The 17,433-nt window shown below is 60.2% G+C and carries 20 protein-coding genes; 10 read left to right on the forward strand and 10 right to left on the reverse strand.

Features of this window, described 5'->3' with window-relative positions:
* Positions 1–179: 179 nt before the first annotated feature.
* Positions 180–1,127, forward strand: a complete 948-nt coding sequence (locus GOW09_RS08210; RefSeq protein WP_171117285.1) for an aldo/keto reductase — start codon at positions 180–182, stop codon at positions 1,125–1,127.
* A gap of 332 nt (positions 1,128–1,459) precedes the next feature.
* Here the strand turns inward: GOW09_RS08210 and rpe are convergent, their stop codons facing one another.
* On the reverse strand, positions 1,460–2,149 hold the full coding sequence (gene rpe, locus GOW09_RS08215) for a ribulose-phosphate 3-epimerase (RefSeq protein WP_171117287.1): 690 nt from the start codon (positions 2,147–2,149) through the stop codon (positions 1,460–1,462).
* Between the two features lie 169 nt (positions 2,150–2,318).
* Positions 2,319–3,029 carry a phosphonate metabolism transcriptional regulator PhnF gene (phnF, locus tag GOW09_RS08220; RefSeq protein WP_171117289.1) on the reverse strand — a complete coding sequence of 237 codons (711 nt, stop codon included), beginning with the start codon at positions 3,027–3,029 and terminating at the stop codon, positions 2,319–2,321.
* 103 nt (positions 3,030–3,132) lie between these two features.
* On the opposite strand from phnF, the gene phnG reads away from it, so the two are divergent.
* From phnG to phnN, 8 genes are read left to right on the forward strand one after another with little or no spacing between them, the layout of a single operon-like run.
* Positions 3,133–3,591 (forward strand): phosphonate C-P lyase system protein PhnG, encoded by a 459-nt coding sequence (gene phnG, locus GOW09_RS08225; protein WP_171117291.1) that lies wholly within the window; start codon positions 3,133–3,135, stop codon positions 3,589–3,591.
* A complete protein-coding gene (gene phnH, locus GOW09_RS08230) occupies positions 3,591–4,166 on the forward strand; it encodes a phosphonate C-P lyase system protein PhnH (RefSeq protein ID WP_171117293.1) in 576 nt (191 codons plus the stop codon). The genes phnG and phnH overlap by 1 nt, the downstream gene beginning before the upstream one ends.
* 3 nt (positions 4,167–4,169) lie before the next feature.
* On the forward strand, positions 4,170–5,258 hold the full coding sequence (locus GOW09_RS08235; protein ID WP_171117295.1) for a carbon-phosphorus lyase complex subunit PhnI: 1,089 nt from the start codon (positions 4,170–4,172) through the stop codon (positions 5,256–5,258).
* On the forward strand, positions 5,255–5,851 hold the full coding sequence (locus GOW09_RS08240) for an HAD family phosphatase (protein ID WP_171117297.1): 597 nt from the start codon (positions 5,255–5,257) through the stop codon (positions 5,849–5,851). The genes GOW09_RS08235 and GOW09_RS08240 overlap by 4 nt, the downstream gene beginning before the upstream one ends.
* Positions 5,848–6,708 (forward strand): alpha-D-ribose 1-methylphosphonate 5-phosphate C-P-lyase PhnJ, encoded by an 861-nt coding sequence (locus GOW09_RS08245; RefSeq protein WP_171117299.1) that lies wholly within the window; start codon positions 5,848–5,850, stop codon positions 6,706–6,708. The genes GOW09_RS08240 and GOW09_RS08245 overlap by 4 nt, the downstream gene beginning before the upstream one ends.
* Entirely contained in the window at positions 6,705–7,475 is a 771-nt protein-coding gene (gene phnK, locus GOW09_RS08250) for a phosphonate C-P lyase system protein PhnK (RefSeq protein WP_171117301.1), read from the forward strand. Before GOW09_RS08245 ends, phnK begins: the two co-directional genes overlap by 4 nt.
* A gap of 22 nt (positions 7,476–7,497) precedes the next feature.
* Complete coding sequence (phnL, locus tag GOW09_RS08255; protein WP_152457124.1) at positions 7,498–8,181, forward strand: phosphonate C-P lyase system protein PhnL; 684 nt, start codon at positions 7,498–7,500, stop codon at positions 8,179–8,181.
* Positions 8,178–8,726: a phosphonate metabolism protein/1,5-bisphosphokinase (PRPP-forming) PhnN gene (phnN, locus tag GOW09_RS08260; RefSeq protein ID WP_171117304.1), complete on the forward strand. Its 549-nt coding sequence runs from the start codon at positions 8,178–8,180 to the stop codon at positions 8,724–8,726. The genes phnL and phnN overlap by 4 nt, the downstream gene beginning before the upstream one ends.
* Here phnN and GOW09_RS08265 read toward each other — a convergent pair.
* The gene (locus GOW09_RS08265) at positions 8,708–9,391 is read right to left on the reverse strand and encodes a DUF1045 domain-containing protein (RefSeq protein ID WP_171117307.1); all 684 of its coding nucleotides are present in this window, start codon (positions 9,389–9,391) and stop codon (positions 8,708–8,710) included. The two genes, phnN and GOW09_RS08265, sit on opposite strands and share 19 nt — an antisense overlap.
* 52 nt (positions 9,392–9,443) lie before the next feature.
* Here GOW09_RS08265 and GOW09_RS08270 point away from each other — a divergent pair, with 52 nt between their 5' ends.
* The gene (locus GOW09_RS08270) at positions 9,444–10,586 is read left to right on the forward strand and encodes an alpha-D-ribose 1-methylphosphonate 5-triphosphate diphosphatase (RefSeq protein ID WP_171117309.1); all 1,143 of its coding nucleotides are present in this window, start codon (positions 9,444–9,446) and stop codon (positions 10,584–10,586) included.
* Here GOW09_RS08270 and GOW09_RS08275 read toward each other — a convergent pair whose 3' ends face one another.
* From GOW09_RS08275 to GOW09_RS08305, 7 genes are read right to left on the reverse strand one after another with little or no spacing between them, the layout of a single operon-like run.
* Positions 10,587–11,063 carry a class I SAM-dependent methyltransferase gene (locus GOW09_RS08275; protein WP_171117311.1) on the reverse strand — a complete coding sequence of 159 codons (477 nt, stop codon included), beginning with the start codon at positions 11,061–11,063 and terminating at the stop codon, positions 10,587–10,589.
* Between the two features lie 10 nt (positions 11,064–11,073).
* Positions 11,074–11,829, reverse strand: coding sequence for a polysaccharide deacetylase family protein (locus GOW09_RS08280; protein ID WP_171117313.1), 756 nt, complete (start codon positions 11,827–11,829; stop codon positions 11,074–11,076).
* A complete protein-coding gene (locus GOW09_RS08285) occupies positions 11,826–12,968 on the reverse strand; it encodes a glycosyltransferase family protein (RefSeq protein WP_171117315.1) in 1,143 nt (380 codons plus the stop codon). Before GOW09_RS08285 ends, GOW09_RS08280 begins: the two co-directional genes overlap by 4 nt.
* Positions 12,965–13,549 (reverse strand): histidine phosphatase family protein, encoded by a 585-nt coding sequence (locus GOW09_RS08290; RefSeq protein WP_171117317.1) that lies wholly within the window; start codon positions 13,547–13,549, stop codon positions 12,965–12,967. The genes GOW09_RS08285 and GOW09_RS08290 overlap by 4 nt, the downstream gene beginning before the upstream one ends.
* The gene (locus GOW09_RS08295; protein WP_171117319.1) at positions 13,546–14,622 is read right to left on the reverse strand and encodes a glycosyltransferase family 4 protein; all 1,077 of its coding nucleotides are present in this window, start codon (positions 14,620–14,622) and stop codon (positions 13,546–13,548) included. The genes GOW09_RS08290 and GOW09_RS08295 overlap by 4 nt, the downstream gene beginning before the upstream one ends.
* The gene (locus GOW09_RS08300; protein ID WP_171117322.1) at positions 14,622–15,869 is read right to left on the reverse strand and encodes a glycosyltransferase family 4 protein; all 1,248 of its coding nucleotides are present in this window, start codon (positions 15,867–15,869) and stop codon (positions 14,622–14,624) included. The genes GOW09_RS08295 and GOW09_RS08300 overlap by 1 nt, the downstream gene beginning before the upstream one ends.
* Positions 15,866–17,080: a glycosyltransferase family protein gene (locus GOW09_RS08305; RefSeq protein WP_171117324.1), complete on the reverse strand. Its 1,215-nt coding sequence runs from the start codon at positions 17,078–17,080 to the stop codon at positions 15,866–15,868. Before GOW09_RS08305 ends, GOW09_RS08300 begins: the two co-directional genes overlap by 4 nt.
* Positions 17,081–17,433 lie beyond the last annotated feature (353 nt).

The following is a 17,433-nucleotide window of genomic DNA, read 5'->3' on the forward strand; positions in this document are numbered from 1 at the left end:
AATTCGCGCAAGCGAATGATCAGACGGAAAGGGCGCCCCGCGGGGCGCCCTTTTTGTTAGGATTCAAATGCCGTGCTTCCCTCGATTTCGAGATAGCAAGCCAATACGCCAAGCTTGCGTTGAACGGCGACCCTCGACAAAATTGCAGTCAGAAATGTCCTGTAGGGGAGGATGGTGGGATGACCAAGCATGTTGAAATCGGCCGGACTGGAGTCAGGCTGCCGCAAATAGGGTTCGGTTCAACAGGCCTGGGAAGCATACCTCAGATATATGGTTACGAGGTAGACGAAGGCCGTGCGCTGGACACAATAAGGGCAATTCTCCAGCGCCCGGATGGCTTCATTGACACAGCGCGTGGGTACGCGATGGGTCGAAGTGAAGAGCGTATCGGGCAAGTCATTCGTGAACTGGGGGGGTGGCCTGAAGGCCGGGTTCTGTCCACGAAACTGGACCGGGACATGGAGAGCAACAGGTTTGATGCGTCACAAGCGCGAAGGTCACTTGAAGCAAGTCTTGAGGCCCTCGGGGTGGAACAGGTGGATATTCTCCATCTACATGACCCCGAATACGCTGCAGATATTTCAGAGGTGACCGGCACCGGCGGTGCACTTGATGAGCTGTTCCGGATCAAGGAAGAAGGTCTGGCGAAGGCAGTGGGGCTTGCAGGCGGCCGGATTGACGTCCTGATGCCGATGCTGCGTGATCGCGAGTTTGACGTCCTTCTGACACACAACAGGCATACGGTGGTCAACGTGAACTCCGCTCCAATGATCGAGCTTGCGCGGTCCAATGGTGTGGCGGTTCTGAATGCGGCGCCCTATTCCGGAGGAATTTTGGCCAAGGGAAGCTCTGCTCATCATTATTACGTCTATCAGCAGGCGACCGAAGCCGTTCTGGGCCCGGTTCGTGCAGTTGAGAGTATCTGTTCTCGTTACGATGTACCGTTGGGGGCGCTTGCGTTGCAGTTCTCAGTCAAGAACGCAGACATTGCTTCAACAATCTGCGGGGCGACATGGCCGCAACATGTGGACCAAACATTCGAATGGGCCAACTGGGCTATTCCGGATGCGGTTTGGAGCGAGTTGGCGGAACTGGGTCAATCCCAAAACGATCCTGAAACTGGGTAGGGTCTATCGGTTTTTACGTTGCGCGGTGGCTCATCACCCATTTTACAGACTGTATTGGGGTCCTGGTCGCATTTCGCCCCCTGCCAAGTCCTGCGAACCTCACCAATACACGCGGGTTCTCAACAAAAACGTCAAGGTGGGATGTTTCCCGCCAATTGGGTTTGATGAAGGGTGGTGATGCGCGTCTGTCATCCTCTCAACCGCAAAGTCAAGGAAACGGGCAGAGCGCCTTATTTGGGCGCGTTCCGCGCGGGCTTAAGTCCTTGTTTGACAAGCGCTGCGATCCATACCGGCGGCAGACAGTCTTGCTAACAGCCGCCGGTGATTGCAAATCAGGACAGCGCTGATTCAGCAGCTGCCCGGACGGCACGGATGTTGTCTCCGTAGATCTGTGGGGTTGAAACCGATCCGCCCTTGAATACCGCGGAACCGGCCACCAGCACATCCGCACCTGCCGCTGCCACAAGCGGAGCGGTTTTCGGGTCGACGCCACCGTCAATCTCGATATGCACCGGACGATCACCGATCATCTGACGCAGTTTTTTGACCTTGCCGGTCATGTCGATGAATTTCTGGCCCCCAAAGCCGGGGTTCACGGTCATCACGCAAACCAGATCCATGAGGTCCATCAGATGCTCGACCGCTTCGGCTGGGGTGCCGGGGTTCAGCGCAACGCCGGCTTTCATTCCGGCGCCGCGAATGGCCTGCAAGGTGCGATGGGTGTGGGGGCCGGCTTCGACATGTGCGGTCAGAATGTCCGCTCCAGCATCGGCATAGGCCTGGATGTAGGGATCGACCGGCGTGATCATCAGGTGAACGTCCATCACCGTTTTCACATGCGGGCGAAAGGCTTTCACGGCTGGAGGGCCAAAGGTCAGGTTTGGAACGAAATGGCCATCCATCACGTCAACATGAACCCAGTCGGCGCCCTGCGCTTCGATGGCCTGAATTTCCTGTCCGAAATTGGCGAAATCGGCGGACAGGATAGACGGCGCGATCTTGATGGTGCGGTCAAAGCTCATGGTGGCCTCGTATCAGCTGAAGAGTCGCGGATGCGTATACCCGTGAGCCGGTGGGATGGATAGCCCCCGCAAACGCTGTGTTGCCACAAAACTCTCACCGCGCGGCATTTGACCCAATGGGCTGAGAGGTGGGACCGGCGGTCGGATGCGGCTGAGAACCTTTGTTGGCTTATACCTCGTTCAGGGTCAGCGTTACACGCTCACCCGCGAAAACCGTGCGGCCGTACTCGACTGGCCGTCCATCCGGGTCGGCATTGACGCCGACCGAGAAGAGAACAGGAGCACCTTCTGACAATCGAAGTTGCAACGCCTGCGTCGCGGTCGCCCCGCGCGCGGTCAGGCGAGTCGACACGCGGACGTAATCCCTGACGCCGCAGGCTTGCAGCGCTTTGGTGACGGATTGGGTTTCGGTCAATGTCTGCAAGATTTCAGGAAACCGTTCCGCCGGGAAAACGCTCTGAAACAGGGCTATGGGCTGCCCATCCGCCAGGGACAATCCGTCATAGACGTGCACTGGATCACCCTTGTTCAGGCCCAGAGCTTCGGCTTCGGCTTCATCGGCGACGCGCGTGGTCAAAGCCAGGATTTTCTTGCCCGGTATCTTGCCGCTGGCCGAGATGTTCTTGTGATAGCGCACCCTTTTGCCGATCGGATAATCTGTTGGCCGTGCCGCAACAAAAACGCCCGCACCGCGCCGAGCGTGAACCAGACCCTGATCAGACATGTCAGCCAAAGCGCGCCGTACCGTGTGGCGGTTGACGCCATAGGTGGCGGCCAGCTGGGCTTCGGTCGGCAGGCGATCTCCGGTTTGATAGCGCCCCTCGGCGATGTCCGACGTCAGGCGCAGGGCAATACTTTTCCAGATCGGCGTTTTGCTCATACCACCAAACCTTCAAACGGTCGCAGATTGCGTTTTGACAACCTGTCAGTTAACATTTGTCTAGTTGTATAGTTCATGTAGACAACCTGTCCAAGAGGCTTTGATGGCAAACCAGACGGAAATCGGGATCAAGGCACGGAAGGAATGGATGGGTCTGTTGGCGCGCGCGCCGGACGCCGCCCTGATGGCGCTGTGGGACGGTATTCAGGACTGCCCGAGTTTCGAATGGCTGCGCAGGCCCGAGGTGGGTGGTGTCATGGTGCGTGGCCGCATCAGAGGAACCGGCGCTTTGTTCAACCTGGGCGAAATGACCGTTACGCGCTGCTCGGTCGTGTTGCAGGATGGTACGGTCGGTCACGGATATGTTCAGGGTAGGTCGAAATCCAAGGCAGAAGCGGCGGCATTGATTGATGCGATGATGCAGACGGCCGCTGCTGATGATTTGCAGGAACGGCTGCTTGATCCGCTGAGGCTGCAAATGCAGTCGATCAAGACAGCGCGCGCCGCAAAGGCAGCGGCCACCAAGGTCGAGTTTTTCACGCTGGCTCGGGGGGGAGACTGATGTCTGATCAAATGCGGTTCTCGGGGGGCTTTCAAGACGCACCTGTCGACGCGGCACATGCATTCCGCGCGGCCATGACCGTCATGGCGCGTCCGGGTGAAATCCGCGCCCTGACTGGCTGTGAACCACCTGCGCCCTTGTCCGTCGCGGCCGGCACGCTGCTCCTGACGCTTTGCGACGCCGAGACAAACGTTCACCTGGCGGGTGAAGCCGACACCGATGTGGTGCGCGAATGGCTGACCTTTCACACGGGTACACCGATGGTGGCGGCGGAAGAGGCTGATTTTGCCCTTGGCACGTGGGATGCACTGGCGCCACTCAACACCTATCGTATCGGGACGCCGGAATACCCGGACCGGTCCGCGACGCTTGTTGTGGAATGCAGGCGCCTGGAGCAGAATGGTGCGGTTCTGAGGGGCCCCGGCATCCGGGACACGGCGCGGCTTTCTTTGCCGGATGTTCCGGCTCTTCAGAACAATGCGCTGCTTTACCCTTTGGGGTGTGATTTTTTCTTCACCTGCGGTGAGGCGGTCGCAGCTCTGCCGCGTAGCACGCAAATCAGGTCCAGGGGGTAAGCCATGTACGTCGCGGTCAAAGGGGGCGAAAAAGCCATCGAGAATGCCCATGCGTGGCTTGCCGAAGAACGCCGTGGTGCGACAGATGTCGCGGAACTGAGCCTCGCGCAGATCCGTGAACAGTTGAGCCTTGCGGTGAACCGGGTCATGGCCGAAGGGTCGTTATACGATCCCGACCTTGCTGCGCTCGCGATCAAACAGGCGCGCGGCGATCTGATCGAGGCGATTTTCCTCGTCCGCGCTTACCGCACGACCCTGCCTCGTTTCGGCTGTTCCAACCCCGTCAAAACCGGCGACATGGCCTGTGATCGCCGGATCTCGGCCACGTTCAAAGATGCCCCCGGTGGTCAGGTTCTGGGGCCAACCTTCGACTACACCCACCGATTGCTGGATTTCAAGCTGGCGGCCGAGGGCGAAGTTCCAAAGGCGCCTGAAGGCCCTGTGCGGCTGGAACCGATGCCACATATTACCGCATTCCTGAAAGGCGAGGGTATCATTCAGGATGAACCTGCCCGCGATGACGTTCCGGGCGATCTGACCCGTGAACCGATGGAGTTCCCGTCCACCCGCCCGGTGCGCCTTCAGTCGCTGACTCGTGGGGATGAGGGCTTTGTGCTGGGCATGGCTTATTCGACCCAGCGCGGTTACGCCCGCAACCACGCCTTTGTCGGAGAATTGCGTATCGGCAAGGTCGTGGTTGAGCTGGACATCCCCGAGTTGGGCTTTGCCATCGACATTGGCGAGGTCGAGCTGACCGAATGTGAAACGGTGAACCAGTTCACCGGTTCGAAAACGGAACCGCCGCAGTTCACGCGGGGATATGGGCTGGTCTTTGGCCAGTCTGAACGAAAATCCATCGCGATGGCGCTGGTCGATAGGGCCTTGCGGTGGGAAGAGTTGGGTGAAGACAACGTGGGTGCGCCCGCGCAGGATGAAGAGTTTGTCCTGAGCCATGCGGACAACATTCAGGCCACCGGCTTTCTCGAACATATCAAGCTGCCGCATTACGTCGATTTCCAGTCCGAGCTGGAACTGGTCCGCAAACTGCGTCGAAAGGCCGAAGAGCGCATGTCAGAGGAGGCCATGGAATGAAAGCCGTCGTTTTTGATATCGGAAACGTGCTGGTCAAATGGGATCCGCATCTGGCATGGCTGGAGGAGATGGGCAGCCGCGAGGCGGTGGCAGAGTTCCTGGCGCGCATCAATTTCCCCGAACGCAACCTGCGGGCCGATGGAGGAGAGATGTTCGCCGATCTGGCCGCTGAACTGGAAAATGCGGAAGATCGGCAGCGCCTCAGTGTTTACGTTGAACGTTATGCCAGAACCGTTCCGCGAAAGATCGAGGGAAGCTGGCGCCTGCTTTACCGCCTGAAAGAGAAAGGCACTCCGGTTCACGCGATCACCAATTGGTCAGCGGAAACCTGGCCTGTCGGCGTGGGGGCACATCCCGAATTGGGCGAAGTGTTTGGTGTCACCGTCGTGTCGGGGCAGGAGAAGCTTTTGAAGCCTCAGCCAGAGATTTTCCATCTGCTGTGCAAGCGGGCCGGGCTTTCACCCGAGAACTGCATTTTCATCGATGACGGGCCGCACAATGTCGAAGGCGCGCGTGCGGTGGGCATGGATGGGATCCACTTCACCGCGCCGCACGCGCTTGAACGCGCTCTTTCAGAAAGAGGCTGCTTATGAGCGCGTACAATTTCGCCTATCTGGACGAACAAACCAAGCGAATGATCCGGCGGGCGATCCTCAAGGGCCTGGCCATACCGGGGTATCAGGTGCCGTTTGCCAGCCGCGAGATGCCGATGCCCTATGGCTGGGGTACCGGGGGCGTACAGGTTTCAGCCGCGACGTTGACGCCCGAGGATACGTTCAAGGTGATCGATCAGGGCGCAGACGACACGACCAACGCCGTATCCATTCGCAAGTTCTTTGAAAACACCGCAGGGGTCGCCACCACGGAAAAGACGGAACAGGCCACAATCATTCAGACCCGCCACCGCATCCCCGAGGCGAAGTTGCGCGAAGACCAGATCATCGTTTATCAGGTGCCGATTCCGGAACCTCTGCGCTTTCTGGAACCGCGCGAGACCGAGACGCGCAAGATGCACAGTCTTGAGGAATACGGGCTGATGCATGTGAAATTGTACGAGGATATCAGCCAGCACGGGGCGATTTCGACCGCTTATGCCTATCCGGTGAACGTGGCTGGACGCTATGTCATGGACCCGTCCCCAATTCCGAAATTCGACAATCCAAAGCTTGAGATGGACGCGATCCAGCTGTTTGGCGCCGGGCGCGAGCAGCGGATTTATGCGGTGCCGCCGCATACCAAAGTCGTGAGCCTCGATTTCGAGGACTACCCGTTCGAGGCCACCAAGGCCGATCATCCCTGCGACCTGTGCGGGGCCGAAGACAGCTATCTGGATGAGGTCATCACGGATGACGCGGGCAACCGGATGTTTGTCTGTTCCGACACGGATTACTGCCGGTCACGCCGCGAGGCGGGCCATGCAGGTCGATTGGCCGAAGGGAACGCGCAATGACCCCTCTGTTGCAAGTCAAAGGCATTGAAAAAAGCTATGGCCGCCGGATCGGATGCGCGGATGTGAATTTTGATCTCTTCCCCGGAGAAGTGATGGGAATCGTTGGTGAAAGTGGGTCGGGCAAGTCGACCTTGCTCAACTGTATGGGCGGCCTTCTGAAGCCGGATGCCGGGCATGTGATCTTTGATACCTGTGCAGACGGCCCGGTCGATACGGTCACAATGTCCGAGCCAGAGCGCCGGATGCTGAGCCGCACCGACTGGGCCTTTGTCCATCAACACGCGCGCGACGGGTTGCGGATGTCTGTCAGCGCCGGAGGCAACATTGGCGAGCGGCTGATGGCCGTCGGCGGACGCCACTATGGCAGCATTCGGGGCAAGGCCATTGACTGGCTGGGCCGGGTAGAGATTGACGAGAGCCGCGTCGATGACCGCCCCAGCGCGTTTTCGGGCGGGATGCAGCAACGTTTGCAGATCGCGCGCAATCTGGTGACAGGTCCTCGGCTGGTGTTCATGGACGAACCGACCGGTGGTCTGGATGTGTCGGTGCAGGCGCGTTTGCTGGATTTGTTGCGCGGACTCGTGCGTGAGATGAGGTTGAGTGCGATCATCGTCACCCATGATCTTGCCGTGGTGCGTCTGTTGGCGGATCGGTTGATGGTGATGAAAAGCGGTCGCGTGGTCGAGGCCGGGTTGACGGATCAGGTACTGGACGACCCGCAACATGCCTATACGCAGTTGCTGGTGTCCAGCGTTTTGCAGGTTTGAGGCTTTGGGGAAGGATGAAGCGATGATTGAACTTGTTGACGTCAGCAAGAGCTTCACCCTGCACAATCAGGGCGGCGCCACGATCCCGGTGGTGAAAGGCGCGTCTCTGAAAGTGGAGCCGGGTGAGTGCGTCGCCCTGACCGGGCCGTCGGGTGCAGGCAAATCCACGCTGATGCGTGTGATCTACGGCAACTATCTGGCGGCCACTGGTCAGGTGCTGGTCGCAGGGTTGGACGTGGCCAGGGCTGAACCGCGGCAGATCTTGTTGCTGCGTCGTGACACCTTGGGCTATGTCAGCCAGTTCCTGCGGGTCGTGCCTCGGGTGTCGGCGTTGGACGTTGTGGCAGAGCCGCTGCTGGCCGTGGGCTGTGACAGGCAAGTGGCAATGGACAGGGCAGCCGGGTTGCTGAAACGGCTGAATATTCCCGAACGTCTGTGGACCCTCAGCCCGACGACCTTCTCGGGCGGCGAAAAGCAGAGAGTGAACATTGCGCGGGGCTTTGCGCATGAATATCCGGCAATGCTGTTGGATGAACCGACCGCAAGCCTGGATGCGCAGAACCGGGAAACCGTTTTGTCCCTGATCGAAGAGGCCAAGAACAATGGCGTGACGATTGTCGGGATTTTTCACGATCTCGACGCGCGCGAACGGGTCTGTGACCGCGAGGTCGATGTCTCGGACTTCACGCCGGGGATGGCTGCATGACGCTTGCTCCGGTCATAGCGGTCGTGGGTCCTTCGGGGGTCGGAAAGGACAGCGTAATGAACGCGCTGGTGGCCCGGACGCCGGGTGTTCAGAGGCTGCGGCGGGTGATTACCCGTCCCGAAGGCGAAGACGGCGAAGATTTCGACCGCGTCTCGGCCGAAACATTTCAGCGGATGGAACGGGATGGCGCGTTTGCGCTGAGTTGGCATGCGCATGGGCTGTATTACGGCGTACCGAAGACGATCACGCGGCAGCGGCAGGTGGCCGAGGCCGTTCTGGTTAACCTGTCACGAACGGTGTTGCTTCAGGCGCAGGAAGTGTTTGGTGATCTGATCGTGATTTCCCTGACGGCAAAGCCCGAGGTTCTGTCCGAACGCTTGTCCTTAAGAGGGCGGGAAAGCAAGGCGGAACAGACGCGGCGTCTGGACCGGGCCCAAACGTCTTTGCCCAACGGTTTGAACCGGGTCTTGGAAATCGACAACTCCGGTGCGATGGAAGATACGGTTGCCGAAATCCTGTCGCAGCTTCAACCGGAGAGCGCGTAGCGATGGATCAGGTGGAAGCGCCCGTCCTCAGCCTCGCCCGCAAGGGCCAGATCCGTGATCTGGAAGGGCTGCGGCAGCAATGGGGCCAGATGGGTTTGCAGCGCGTTCCGAGTTGCTCTCAGGGTCGGTTTGTCCAGCTTGCCGCTCAGCGTGATGTGAAAGCGGAACGCGTCCAGTACGTAAGGATAGCCCCACTGAACCAGGTTGGCGTCTTGCTCTGGGGTCAACCCGGCGGCGCGGCGGCGGGCCAGTTCGGCCTCGGAGGTGGGCGCACGAAAACTGTCCAGTTCCCGAACACAGGCCGCGGCAAGCGCATTCAGTGCCCGCGTCTCACCCAGCGGGCGCAGGGCCAGAAAGCGGCCAAACCGAGCGATCTCGAGGCCACCCAGCGACACAGTCGGTTGGCGGGAGGCGAGCGATATGCACGCCTCTTGCAGGGCTTCGAACGTTTTGCCGTCGCGCAGTCTGAACGGTGGCTTCAGTGTCGCGTGCAGCCCGTACTTGCGCGGCACCTCCGTGACGGCGGCAACGTCGATGCCTTCGACAATCGGATGGGCAACCGGCTTTCCCGCCTCCATGTCCCAACCCAGCCAGCTGGTTGCAAATTTCGCCCATTCCTTTCCCGCGGGCGGCGCAAAATAGATCGCGTATCGCGTGAATGTCATATCGGCCTCCTTTTGCGTAGCCTTCCTCGGTCTCAACATGCGTGAAGTTCAGATGACAGAAGACTTGATCCTTGCCAATGCCACGCTTGTATTGCCGAATGAAACCGTAACCGGCAGTGTCCGGATTGTGGGTGAGGCCATCGCTGAAATCGACACCGGAAACAGGGTTCCCGCGGGCGCGATAGATTGCGAAGGCGACTATGTCAGCCCAGGGCTTGTCGAGTTGCACACGGACAACCTTGAACGTCACATTCAACCGCGCCCACAGGTGAACTGGCCCCATGCCGCCGCAATTCTTGCGCATGATGCGGAATTGGCCGGCGCCGGGATCACGACAGTGTTCGATGCCATGCGGGTTGGATCGATCCCGTCGGGCGCGCGGCGGTATGGGAAATACGCCCGCGGCCTGTCGCAGGAGTTGTGGGATCTGCGCGAACAGGATGCGCTCAAGATCAGCCACTTTCTGCACTTGCGGGCCGAGGTGTGTTCGGAAACTCTGGTTGAAGAGCTGAGCGAATTTGGACCGGAAGACAGGGTTGGCATTGTGTCCATAATGGATCACACACCCGGTCAGCGTCAGTTTCGAGATATGGGCAAGCTGGAGACCTTTCTGAAGGGCAAATATGCCATGGATGATGACACGTTCTTTCAGCACGTGGCGCAATTGAAAGGGCTTCGAGATCGCAATGGCGCACTGCACGAGGTCGAAGCTGTCAAAGCTGCCCGCCGTTTCGGAGCAGTATTGGCCAGCCATGACGACACGACTGAAGATCAGGTGAAAGTGTCCGCAGGTCACGGTATCCGTCTGGCCGAGTTCCCCACGACCGTCGAGGCGGCACGCGCCTGCCACGAAAACGACATTCAGATCATGATGGGTGCGCCGAACATAATCCGTGGGGGATCGCATTCTGGCAATGTTGCGGCCTGTGAGCTGGCCCAGCTTGGGTATCTGGACATCCTGTCTTCGGATTATGTGCCGTCGGCCTTGTTGCTTTCGGCGGTTAGGCTGGGCGAGATCTGGGGCGACCTGGCGCGGGGGATGAAGACGGTAACGCTGGCCCCGGCTCGGGCCGCAGGGTTGGAGGAGCGGGGCGAGTTGCGCGCCGACGCCCGCGCCGATGTCATCCGCTTCCGGATGCGCGCGGGTGTACCCGTCCCGAGTTCGGTCTGGGTGCGCGGTCGACGTGTGGCGTAATCAGGCCGTGTAGAACAGGTAACGGTCCGGGGCGATTGTCTTGGGCCCCTGGATCTGGGCAAAGCCGACCAGGGGCTGACCTGAAATCAACAACCCTCCGGGCTGCATGACTTTTGCGATCAGCGGGCTGAGACGCTCTGCTTCGGCGACGTCCTCGTGCTTGATGCCGCGTCCGAAATCGTAATGCGCCAGCGCGATCCTATGCCTGTCGGCCGCCAGTCTGAGCAGCATCGGTTCAGCCTCACCTTGCAGGAAATCCTCGGCCGGGGGGGTGCTGTCCGGATGGCATTGCAGGATCCGGTCCATCACCCAGATCCGGCGCTCTGGCAGGATTTCACGCAGGTGGTCATAGGTGCGGCCATTGCCCAGGCCCATATCCAGCACATCCCCCGGCTGGTCACTGATCCGCTCGGCCGCCCAGTTCAATCCGTCGCGTTGGGCCGTCAGTCGGCGCAGCATGGAATCCAATCGGCTCATGGTGATGTCCTCATTCGTTCTCTGGCGCGACCCAGGCTGTGGCGGGCCCGCTCAGCAATTTGCGCAGCAGGGCCTCGGTAAAGGTCCAGATGTCCTGATCATGGACCAGATGATGGGTCAATATGCCGAAGGGCTCGGTGTTGTCTGAACGGCCTTCGCGTCGGTCTCGCAGAAGACCAGCAGTCCGTGCGATCAGGGCGTCGGGTGAGATCAAGCCACGCGACGCGCGCCAGTCGATCGGATCAAGGTGGGTATTGATCTGCTCAAGCCCCGGTGCGGCCAGACGTGATTTGCGGGGCGTTGCGGTGGACAGGATGCGGTATCCCAGCTTTGGCAACTGTTTGACCATCTTGGGTGCAATGCGATTCCAGGGGGGCACGAACATCTGTCGCATATTGTCACCAAACAGGGACCGAAGACGCGCCATCCCGGCCTGCGCATCCGTCACCATCACGTCCAGCGGACGGTCGAGCCGAAACTCGGCCTTCTTTTCGCCGTGGGGCGCATGGTTTGTATGCGCCCACCCGTGTACGACCGGAACAAGAGACGCGCGCGCGGCAACGTATTCCGCCAGCGCGGGCGTCGCGTCGCGTGGAATGACGGCCAGATGCACGGGCAGGCCCAGTTTGTCGGCCAGCTCGGAAAGGCGGTCCAATTGCGGTGTTGGCGCAATGGCATCATCATCGCGCCACCACACAGGCAAGGGCAAGCTTTCGGCACGCCAATGGTTCAACTCGACGTCAAGTGGGCGCCAGTCGGGGTTCATGTACGCTGCTCCAGCAGGCGCCTGGCGATGTGAACGGATTGGATGGCCCCGTGAAAACCGAAATCCTGTTGTACACGGGGGCCGTCGGCCACGACACGCTCCACCGCCCGAGCCAATGTCGCCCCGCTCAACGCTCTGCTTTCCAGAACTTCGATTGCGCGCAGATCGGACAGGCTCTGCCCGCGCAGCCCTTGTTCCACCTCTTTGCCGTCGTCGAAAGGTACAAACACGGCGGCGGTACCACTTTGAAGGATATCCATGGCAGTGTTGTAGCCGCACATGCTTACCGATGCCGCTGCCAGGGGCAGCATCTGGCGGAAATCCGGTCGCACCGGTTCCAGAACAACCGAAGCACCTTCGGCCATCCGGGACAATTCCGCGATCCGAGCCTTTGCATCCGTTCCACCGACCAGCAGGCGCCAGCGCCTGTTGGGCATCTTTCTGGCGGCCTCGATGGCCGCGCGAAAGATCGGTTGCCCGACGGATCCGCCGCCAGCGCTGACCAGGATTTCATCCTGGCCCGCCGCGTCGGGGTGAGGTTGGGGCAATGCAGGCGCCACAAAGCCGGTGTAGTGAAGTCGCTTGGCCAATCGGTCCGACACCGGCCAGCTGACCGACAGGGGCGTAACGCTTTCGGTGGAATGAACCAGAATGCCGTCATAATACCGAGACACGATTTCATCCGCGCGCTCGGCCTTGGCGGGTTTGGAGGGCGGAGCCAGAATGTCGCGGACCGATCCGAGAATGACGGGACGCTCAGGCAACGCGCTTGCCGCATTCAGGGCCGCATCGAACTCGGCCGACAGTGATCGGCGACCAAAGGGGTAAAGCTCGGTGATCAGGATCTGCGGCTGGAAGCTGTTCACCGCCTGCACCAGGGCGGCCTCGCGCGTGGCGTGATAGGCCGCGTCAGCCTCGTCGCCGCTTTCGGTCAGCAAACGGGTGAAGTTGGTTCCGTCTGACCTGAGTGGCGGCAAGCCGAACAGGGTCATGCCCGTGCTGTCCAATTGCGGCGCGGGCATGCCACCCGTCACGACCATGACGTCGTGGCCATCATCCCGAAAGGCCCGCCCCAATGTCAGCGCCCGGCTGAGATGCCCGGTGCCCAACAGGTGCGTGACGATGATCATCACCTTCATTGCGGGGCCTCGCGTTTGATCAGGCGAACGGGGTCGGCGGCGGCGGTCATTGTTTTCATGTCGACGATATACAGCCGATTGCGTTTGATCTTAAAGGGGGCAGGCCCTTCAAAATTCCAACCCCAGGCCTGAGCCAGAATGACCCGCATGATACCGATATGGCAGACCGCGACCGTATCCTGCCGCAACTCGGACAGCCACGGGTCAAGCCTGTCCCGAACCTCGGCCGGGCTTTCCCCGTTTGGTGGGCGGAAATCCCAGCTCCAACTCTCGATATGACGATATCCGCTGGATGTGTCCGCGATCAGGTCAACCCCGCGCTGACCTTCCCAATCGCCCCAGTTCATCTCGGTCAACGCGTCCGAGGTGTTCGGGTCGCGACCTGTCACAATCCGCGCCGTCTCACTGGCGCGGTGCAGGGGGCTGGACCAGATGTCAGCTTTGGCCCAGTCCTGCGGCAATCCATAGCCTGCCAGTTCGGCTCGGGCGTCATCGTCCAGCGGTATGTCGCTGCGCCCCTGGATCCGTCCCGCGCGGTTCCAATGGGTGTGCCCGTGGCGGAGCAGTGCAAGCCGGGTCATGATGCGTCCTTCAGCAGGGGTCGGAGGGTTGCCCACAAGCGCTCGGTCGCCTGTGGCATCAGGTGGCGCTCTGCCACGTAGTTGCGTGCCGCAGCGCCGAGAGAGTGGCGCAGCATGGAATCCGAAAGAAGCGCTTGCATGCCATCCGCAAATCCCCTTGCACCGCTTTCGACAGACGGATAGGCCACAGGGGACAAAACATCGCGTACACCGGGCCGATCCTGCGCGACGACAGGCAATCCCGCGGCCTGCGCCTCAAGGTAAATCATCCCGTAAGCCTCATTCACTCCGGGCCATGCAAGCAGAGATGACTGTTGATAGGCGCGTTGCAGTTCTTCCCGGTCAAGCTGACCCAGAAAACGCACCCGATGTCCGAATGGTGCCATCAGGGCTTCAACCTGCCTGCGCGCCGGGCCGTCTCCTGCGATGTTCAGGTGCCAGTCCCCGGTCAAATGCGCCAGGGCTTCGGACAATATCTGATAGGACGCCAGCTTGTCCCCGTACCGCATCATGCCGACGGTCAGCATGGGTTTGCCCCCGATGGCGGCGGGGGGCAATTCGGCCATTGGCAGGAACGGAGGCAATTCGACCAAAGCCTGATCGCCAAAACGATCCCGCTGCAAAGTGATCAGGTCGTTGGCCGTGTGATAAAAGATCACATCCGCTGCATCGCAGGCCTGATGCGCCGCCCTGGCAAACTCAGCCCACGGCCCGTTTAACCGACTGGATGCGCGGGTGCTTTCCAGCTGCACATAGGGAATGCCACGCGCCTTGCAAACCCGAGGGCCCAGCAGGTCAGGTGCCTTGTAATAGTTGTGGTAGGTCACCCACAGACCGGTATCTGATGGCATGTCAGAGATAAGTCGTTTCGCTTCTTCTTCTGCCGCACGCCTCAGGGCATGTTGCAGGTCTTCGTCGCCGCTTTTGTCATAGATGCGCAAGTCGGACGCCAGATCGACCGTATCACCCTCGGCGGTCAGCGCCTGCATAAGATTCCGGGCCATTTCACGGTCGCCCGAAGGTTTCGGGCTGTCAGGAGATTTCATCGGGGCATAAAACGCGACCCGCGCCATTACGCGTTTTCCATGCACATGGAATTGAGGCGTTCAGACAGCCGTGCGATGCCGGGGGCCATCCGGAACTCGGCGATCAGGCGATCATAGGCCGCATGCGCCATCTTTGACGCTTGCTGCGGATTGGCTGACAAACGTTCCATGGCTTCTGCAAGTGCAGAGGGGTCGTCATCGGACAAAACCCCATGCGTTCCGGTTTCAATAAACTCGGGGATCGCCGAGACCGGAGTCGACAGGATTGGCAACAGCTGAGACGCGGCCTCCATCAACACATTCGGCAACCCGTCGCGGTCTCCGTCCTTCGCGATGCGGCTGGGCAGAACGAACAGGTCGGCATCACGCATCGCTTCGATGACTTCGGGCTGGTCGCAGGCCCCTTTCCAGGTGATCCGGTTCGCGATGCCGGCTGCGTTCGCCTGTGCCCGCAAAGCGTCACCCAACACGCCACCGCCGATATGGGTCCAGTGCCAGTTCAGGTCATCGGGCAGCAATGCAAAGGCCGCGATCAGACGATCGAAGCCTTTTTTCTCGACCAGCCGCCCGACGGAAATCATGTGAAAAGGACTGCCCGCAGCCCGCAGGTTTCGCCTTGGGGGCTTGGGAAAGCGAGACAGGTCCAAACCGTGATAGATCAGGTCCACGCGCTTGGGGTCATCGGCCAGGCTGCGCAGATGCTCGGCTCCGATGGCCGTGCAGGTGGCGCCGAACGTGGCCCCGCAGGATGCGGCTTGCAGCTTTTCACGTTTTTCCCAATCCGGCGACGTCCAGATATCCTTGGCATGAGCCGAAAAACTCCACGGCAATCCGCGCATGATGGCGGCGTAACGGGCAACGGAAGACGGCGTGTGCATGAAATGAGCGTACAACCCTTGCGTCCGGGCAGGCAATTCAGCGGCCAGAACACAGGCTTGCCCAAACCGGCGGATGCGATTGGGTGTCGGGTCGCGCTTCAAGTCCTGACGCCAGATCCGATAGGCCCTGTCGTAACCGGGAAGCGTTTGGGCCAAAGCCCGTGCCGCCCAGACCCGTTTGGGTTCGTCATGAAGATACTCGGGAAGGTATCGGACCTGCCCTGTGAAACGGTCATGCAAAGGATGGCGTTTCGTGTCGGTCGGGTGCCGCAAAGACCAGATGTCAAAATGATGCCCGGCATCCTGCAAGGCGACAAGTTCCTGCGCAATGAAAGTTTCAGACAGTCGTGGCCAGCCTTTGACCACAACCGCCAATCTAGGAAAATCTGAGGTCATCCGGTGGCTCGTTCCTGTTCCCAGGTCAGCAGGCTCTCGATGCGGTCGGTGACATAGTCCAGCCCGTCCAGCAATCCGCTCTGGATGGCTTGGGACGGCAGGGACTGGTGCGGCAGTTCCCGAATGGCGCGGATCATCGCCTCGGGCGTCAGGCCATCCCGGTTTTCATCCAGCATTCGGACAAGGCCCAGCCCTTCTGCACGCGAGGCCCGTATCCACTGTTCCAGTCGGGGCGTGGTGCGCGGGACGATGACGGCGCGTTTGTCAAAGGACAGAACCTCGCAGAACGTGTTGTAGCCGCCCATGCAGACGACGCCTTCGGCGCCTGCAAACAGTGTTTCAATCTGGGATTCGAAACCAACGGCGGTGACGCGACCGTTCAATGCGGCAACGCGGGTTTCGAAATCTTCGCGCAACTCACCGGACAGGAAGGGGCCATAGACCAAAACCGCCCGCGGCGACAGGTTTGGATCTTTTTCATAGGCAGACAGGACGAGGTTGACCATCGCCTTGCCGTCGCCGCCGCCGCCGGGCGTGATCAGGATATAGGGTTGTTTCGGAGGCTCGCCGACCGGACCAAGATCGCGGCGCAGATATCCCGTCCAGTGGATGCGGGACTGTGCCGCGGCGCTCAGCGGCAACCCCTTTGTCGGGTCGTAAATCGACTGCAAACCGTAAACCCAGATTTCGTGATAAAACCGTTCGGTGGCTTCAACAGCTTCCTTGCGCGCCCACTCGGCGGCCAGGACTTCGGGTTCATCCAGAACATCGCGCAACCCAAGCACCATTTTGGTTCCGCAGTTCTGTTGCAGGTGGTTCAATGTCGGCAGCAGCTCACCCCGGAACCCCGTCGGTTCCTTGTCGACGATCAGCACATCAGGGTCGAACTGCTGAACAGCGGTTTGAATCAGACCCGACCGCAACTCGGTCACTTCTTCGATGCCCATCCCGATCGTGCGTGCAGCATAAGACCCGTCTGCGCGTTTGGTGACACCGGGCAGGCGCACGTGGTCAACGCGACGGGGAAAGGTAAACCGTCCGGCCACGGGTGATCCCGTCAGGATCAGCGCGGATGCGCTTTGGTCCGCCTGCGTGATCGCGGCCGCCAAAGCCCGAGACCGGCGAAGATGGCCCAGCCCGAACGTGTCGTGACTGTAAAACAGGATACGCGGTGCGCGGCCCGGTTTGGAATTGGTTTTGCCTAGGCTCATAGTGTTGCCTGTCTTCTTGATCCCGGTTCGAAATCCGCGCGTTTGCAAGCGTTACTGTATATATCCCCGTCACGCTTGCCAAAGGAGGAATTGCTCTTCCGCAAATGTTCCAAGCATTGCGATTTGGCAACAGCATATTGACGGTTTCGCGTCATGTCGCACCAAGGCTTGAGAGGGATCGCAAAAGAACCGGTGAACTGGCAAAGGGGCAGGGCCTACAGATCCCGTTCATATTCAATTTTCGCCAGATTGAAAACATCCGGAATCGGGCAGTGCGCCAAGAACACGCCCGGACACGATATTGAGCAGGGTGCGCCCGAGCGTTTGAACTGTCTGAAACCCTTCTGTAATCT

It is taken from the genome of Ruegeria sp. HKCCA5463, assembly GCF_013034175.1.
Classification (GTDB): domain Bacteria; phylum Pseudomonadota; class Alphaproteobacteria; order Rhodobacterales; family Rhodobacteraceae; genus Ruegeria.

Excerpts from the sequence above, each read along its gene's own strand:
- GOW09_RS08210 (WP_171117285.1), top strand. The coding sequence starts at position 180 with ATGACCAAGCATGTTGAAATCGGCCGGACTGGAGTCAGGCTGCCGCAA.
- rpe (WP_171117287.1), bottom strand. The coding sequence starts at position 2,149 with ATGAGCTTTGACCGCACCATCAAGATCGCGCCGTCTATCCTGTCCGCC.
- phnF (WP_171117289.1), bottom strand. The coding sequence starts at position 3,029 with ATGAGCAAAACGCCGATCTGGAAAAGTATTGCCCTGCGCCTGACGTCG.
- phnG (WP_171117291.1), top strand. The coding sequence starts at position 3,133 with ATGGCAAACCAGACGGAAATCGGGATCAAGGCACGGAAGGAATGGATG.
- phnH (WP_171117293.1), top strand. The coding sequence starts at position 3,591 with ATGTCTGATCAAATGCGGTTCTCGGGGGGCTTTCAAGACGCACCTGTC.
- GOW09_RS08235 (WP_171117295.1), top strand. The coding sequence starts at position 4,170 with ATGTACGTCGCGGTCAAAGGGGGCGAAAAAGCCATCGAGAATGCCCAT.
- GOW09_RS08240 (WP_171117297.1), top strand. The coding sequence starts at position 5,255 with ATGAAAGCCGTCGTTTTTGATATCGGAAACGTGCTGGTCAAATGGGAT.
- GOW09_RS08245 (WP_171117299.1), top strand. The coding sequence starts at position 5,848 with ATGAGCGCGTACAATTTCGCCTATCTGGACGAACAAACCAAGCGAATG.
- phnK (WP_171117301.1), top strand. The coding sequence starts at position 6,705 with ATGACCCCTCTGTTGCAAGTCAAAGGCATTGAAAAAAGCTATGGCCGC.
- phnL (WP_152457124.1), top strand. The coding sequence starts at position 7,498 with ATGATTGAACTTGTTGACGTCAGCAAGAGCTTCACCCTGCACAATCAG.
- phnN (WP_171117304.1), top strand. The coding sequence starts at position 8,178 with ATGACGCTTGCTCCGGTCATAGCGGTCGTGGGTCCTTCGGGGGTCGGA.
- GOW09_RS08265 (WP_171117307.1), bottom strand. The coding sequence starts at position 9,391 with ATGACATTCACGCGATACGCGATCTATTTTGCGCCGCCCGCGGGAAAG.
- GOW09_RS08270 (WP_171117309.1), top strand. The coding sequence starts at position 9,444 with ATGACAGAAGACTTGATCCTTGCCAATGCCACGCTTGTATTGCCGAAT.
- GOW09_RS08275 (WP_171117311.1), bottom strand. The coding sequence starts at position 11,063 with ATGAGCCGATTGGATTCCATGCTGCGCCGACTGACGGCCCAACGCGAC.
- GOW09_RS08280 (WP_171117313.1), bottom strand. The coding sequence starts at position 11,829 with ATGAACCCCGACTGGCGCCCACTTGACGTCGAGTTGAACCATTGGCGT.
- GOW09_RS08285 (WP_171117315.1), bottom strand. The coding sequence starts at position 12,968 with ATGAAGGTGATGATCATCGTCACGCACCTGTTGGGCACCGGGCATCTC.
- GOW09_RS08290 (WP_171117317.1), bottom strand. The coding sequence starts at position 13,549 with ATGACCCGGCTTGCACTGCTCCGCCACGGGCACACCCATTGGAACCGC.
- GOW09_RS08295 (WP_171117319.1), bottom strand. The coding sequence starts at position 14,622 with ATGGCGCGGGTCGCGTTTTATGCCCCGATGAAATCTCCTGACAGCCCG.
- GOW09_RS08300 (WP_171117322.1), bottom strand. The coding sequence starts at position 15,869 with ATGACCTCAGATTTTCCTAGATTGGCGGTTGTGGTCAAAGGCTGGCCA.
- GOW09_RS08305 (WP_171117324.1), bottom strand. The coding sequence starts at position 17,080 with ATGAGCCTAGGCAAAACCAATTCCAAACCGGGCCGCGCACCGCGTATC.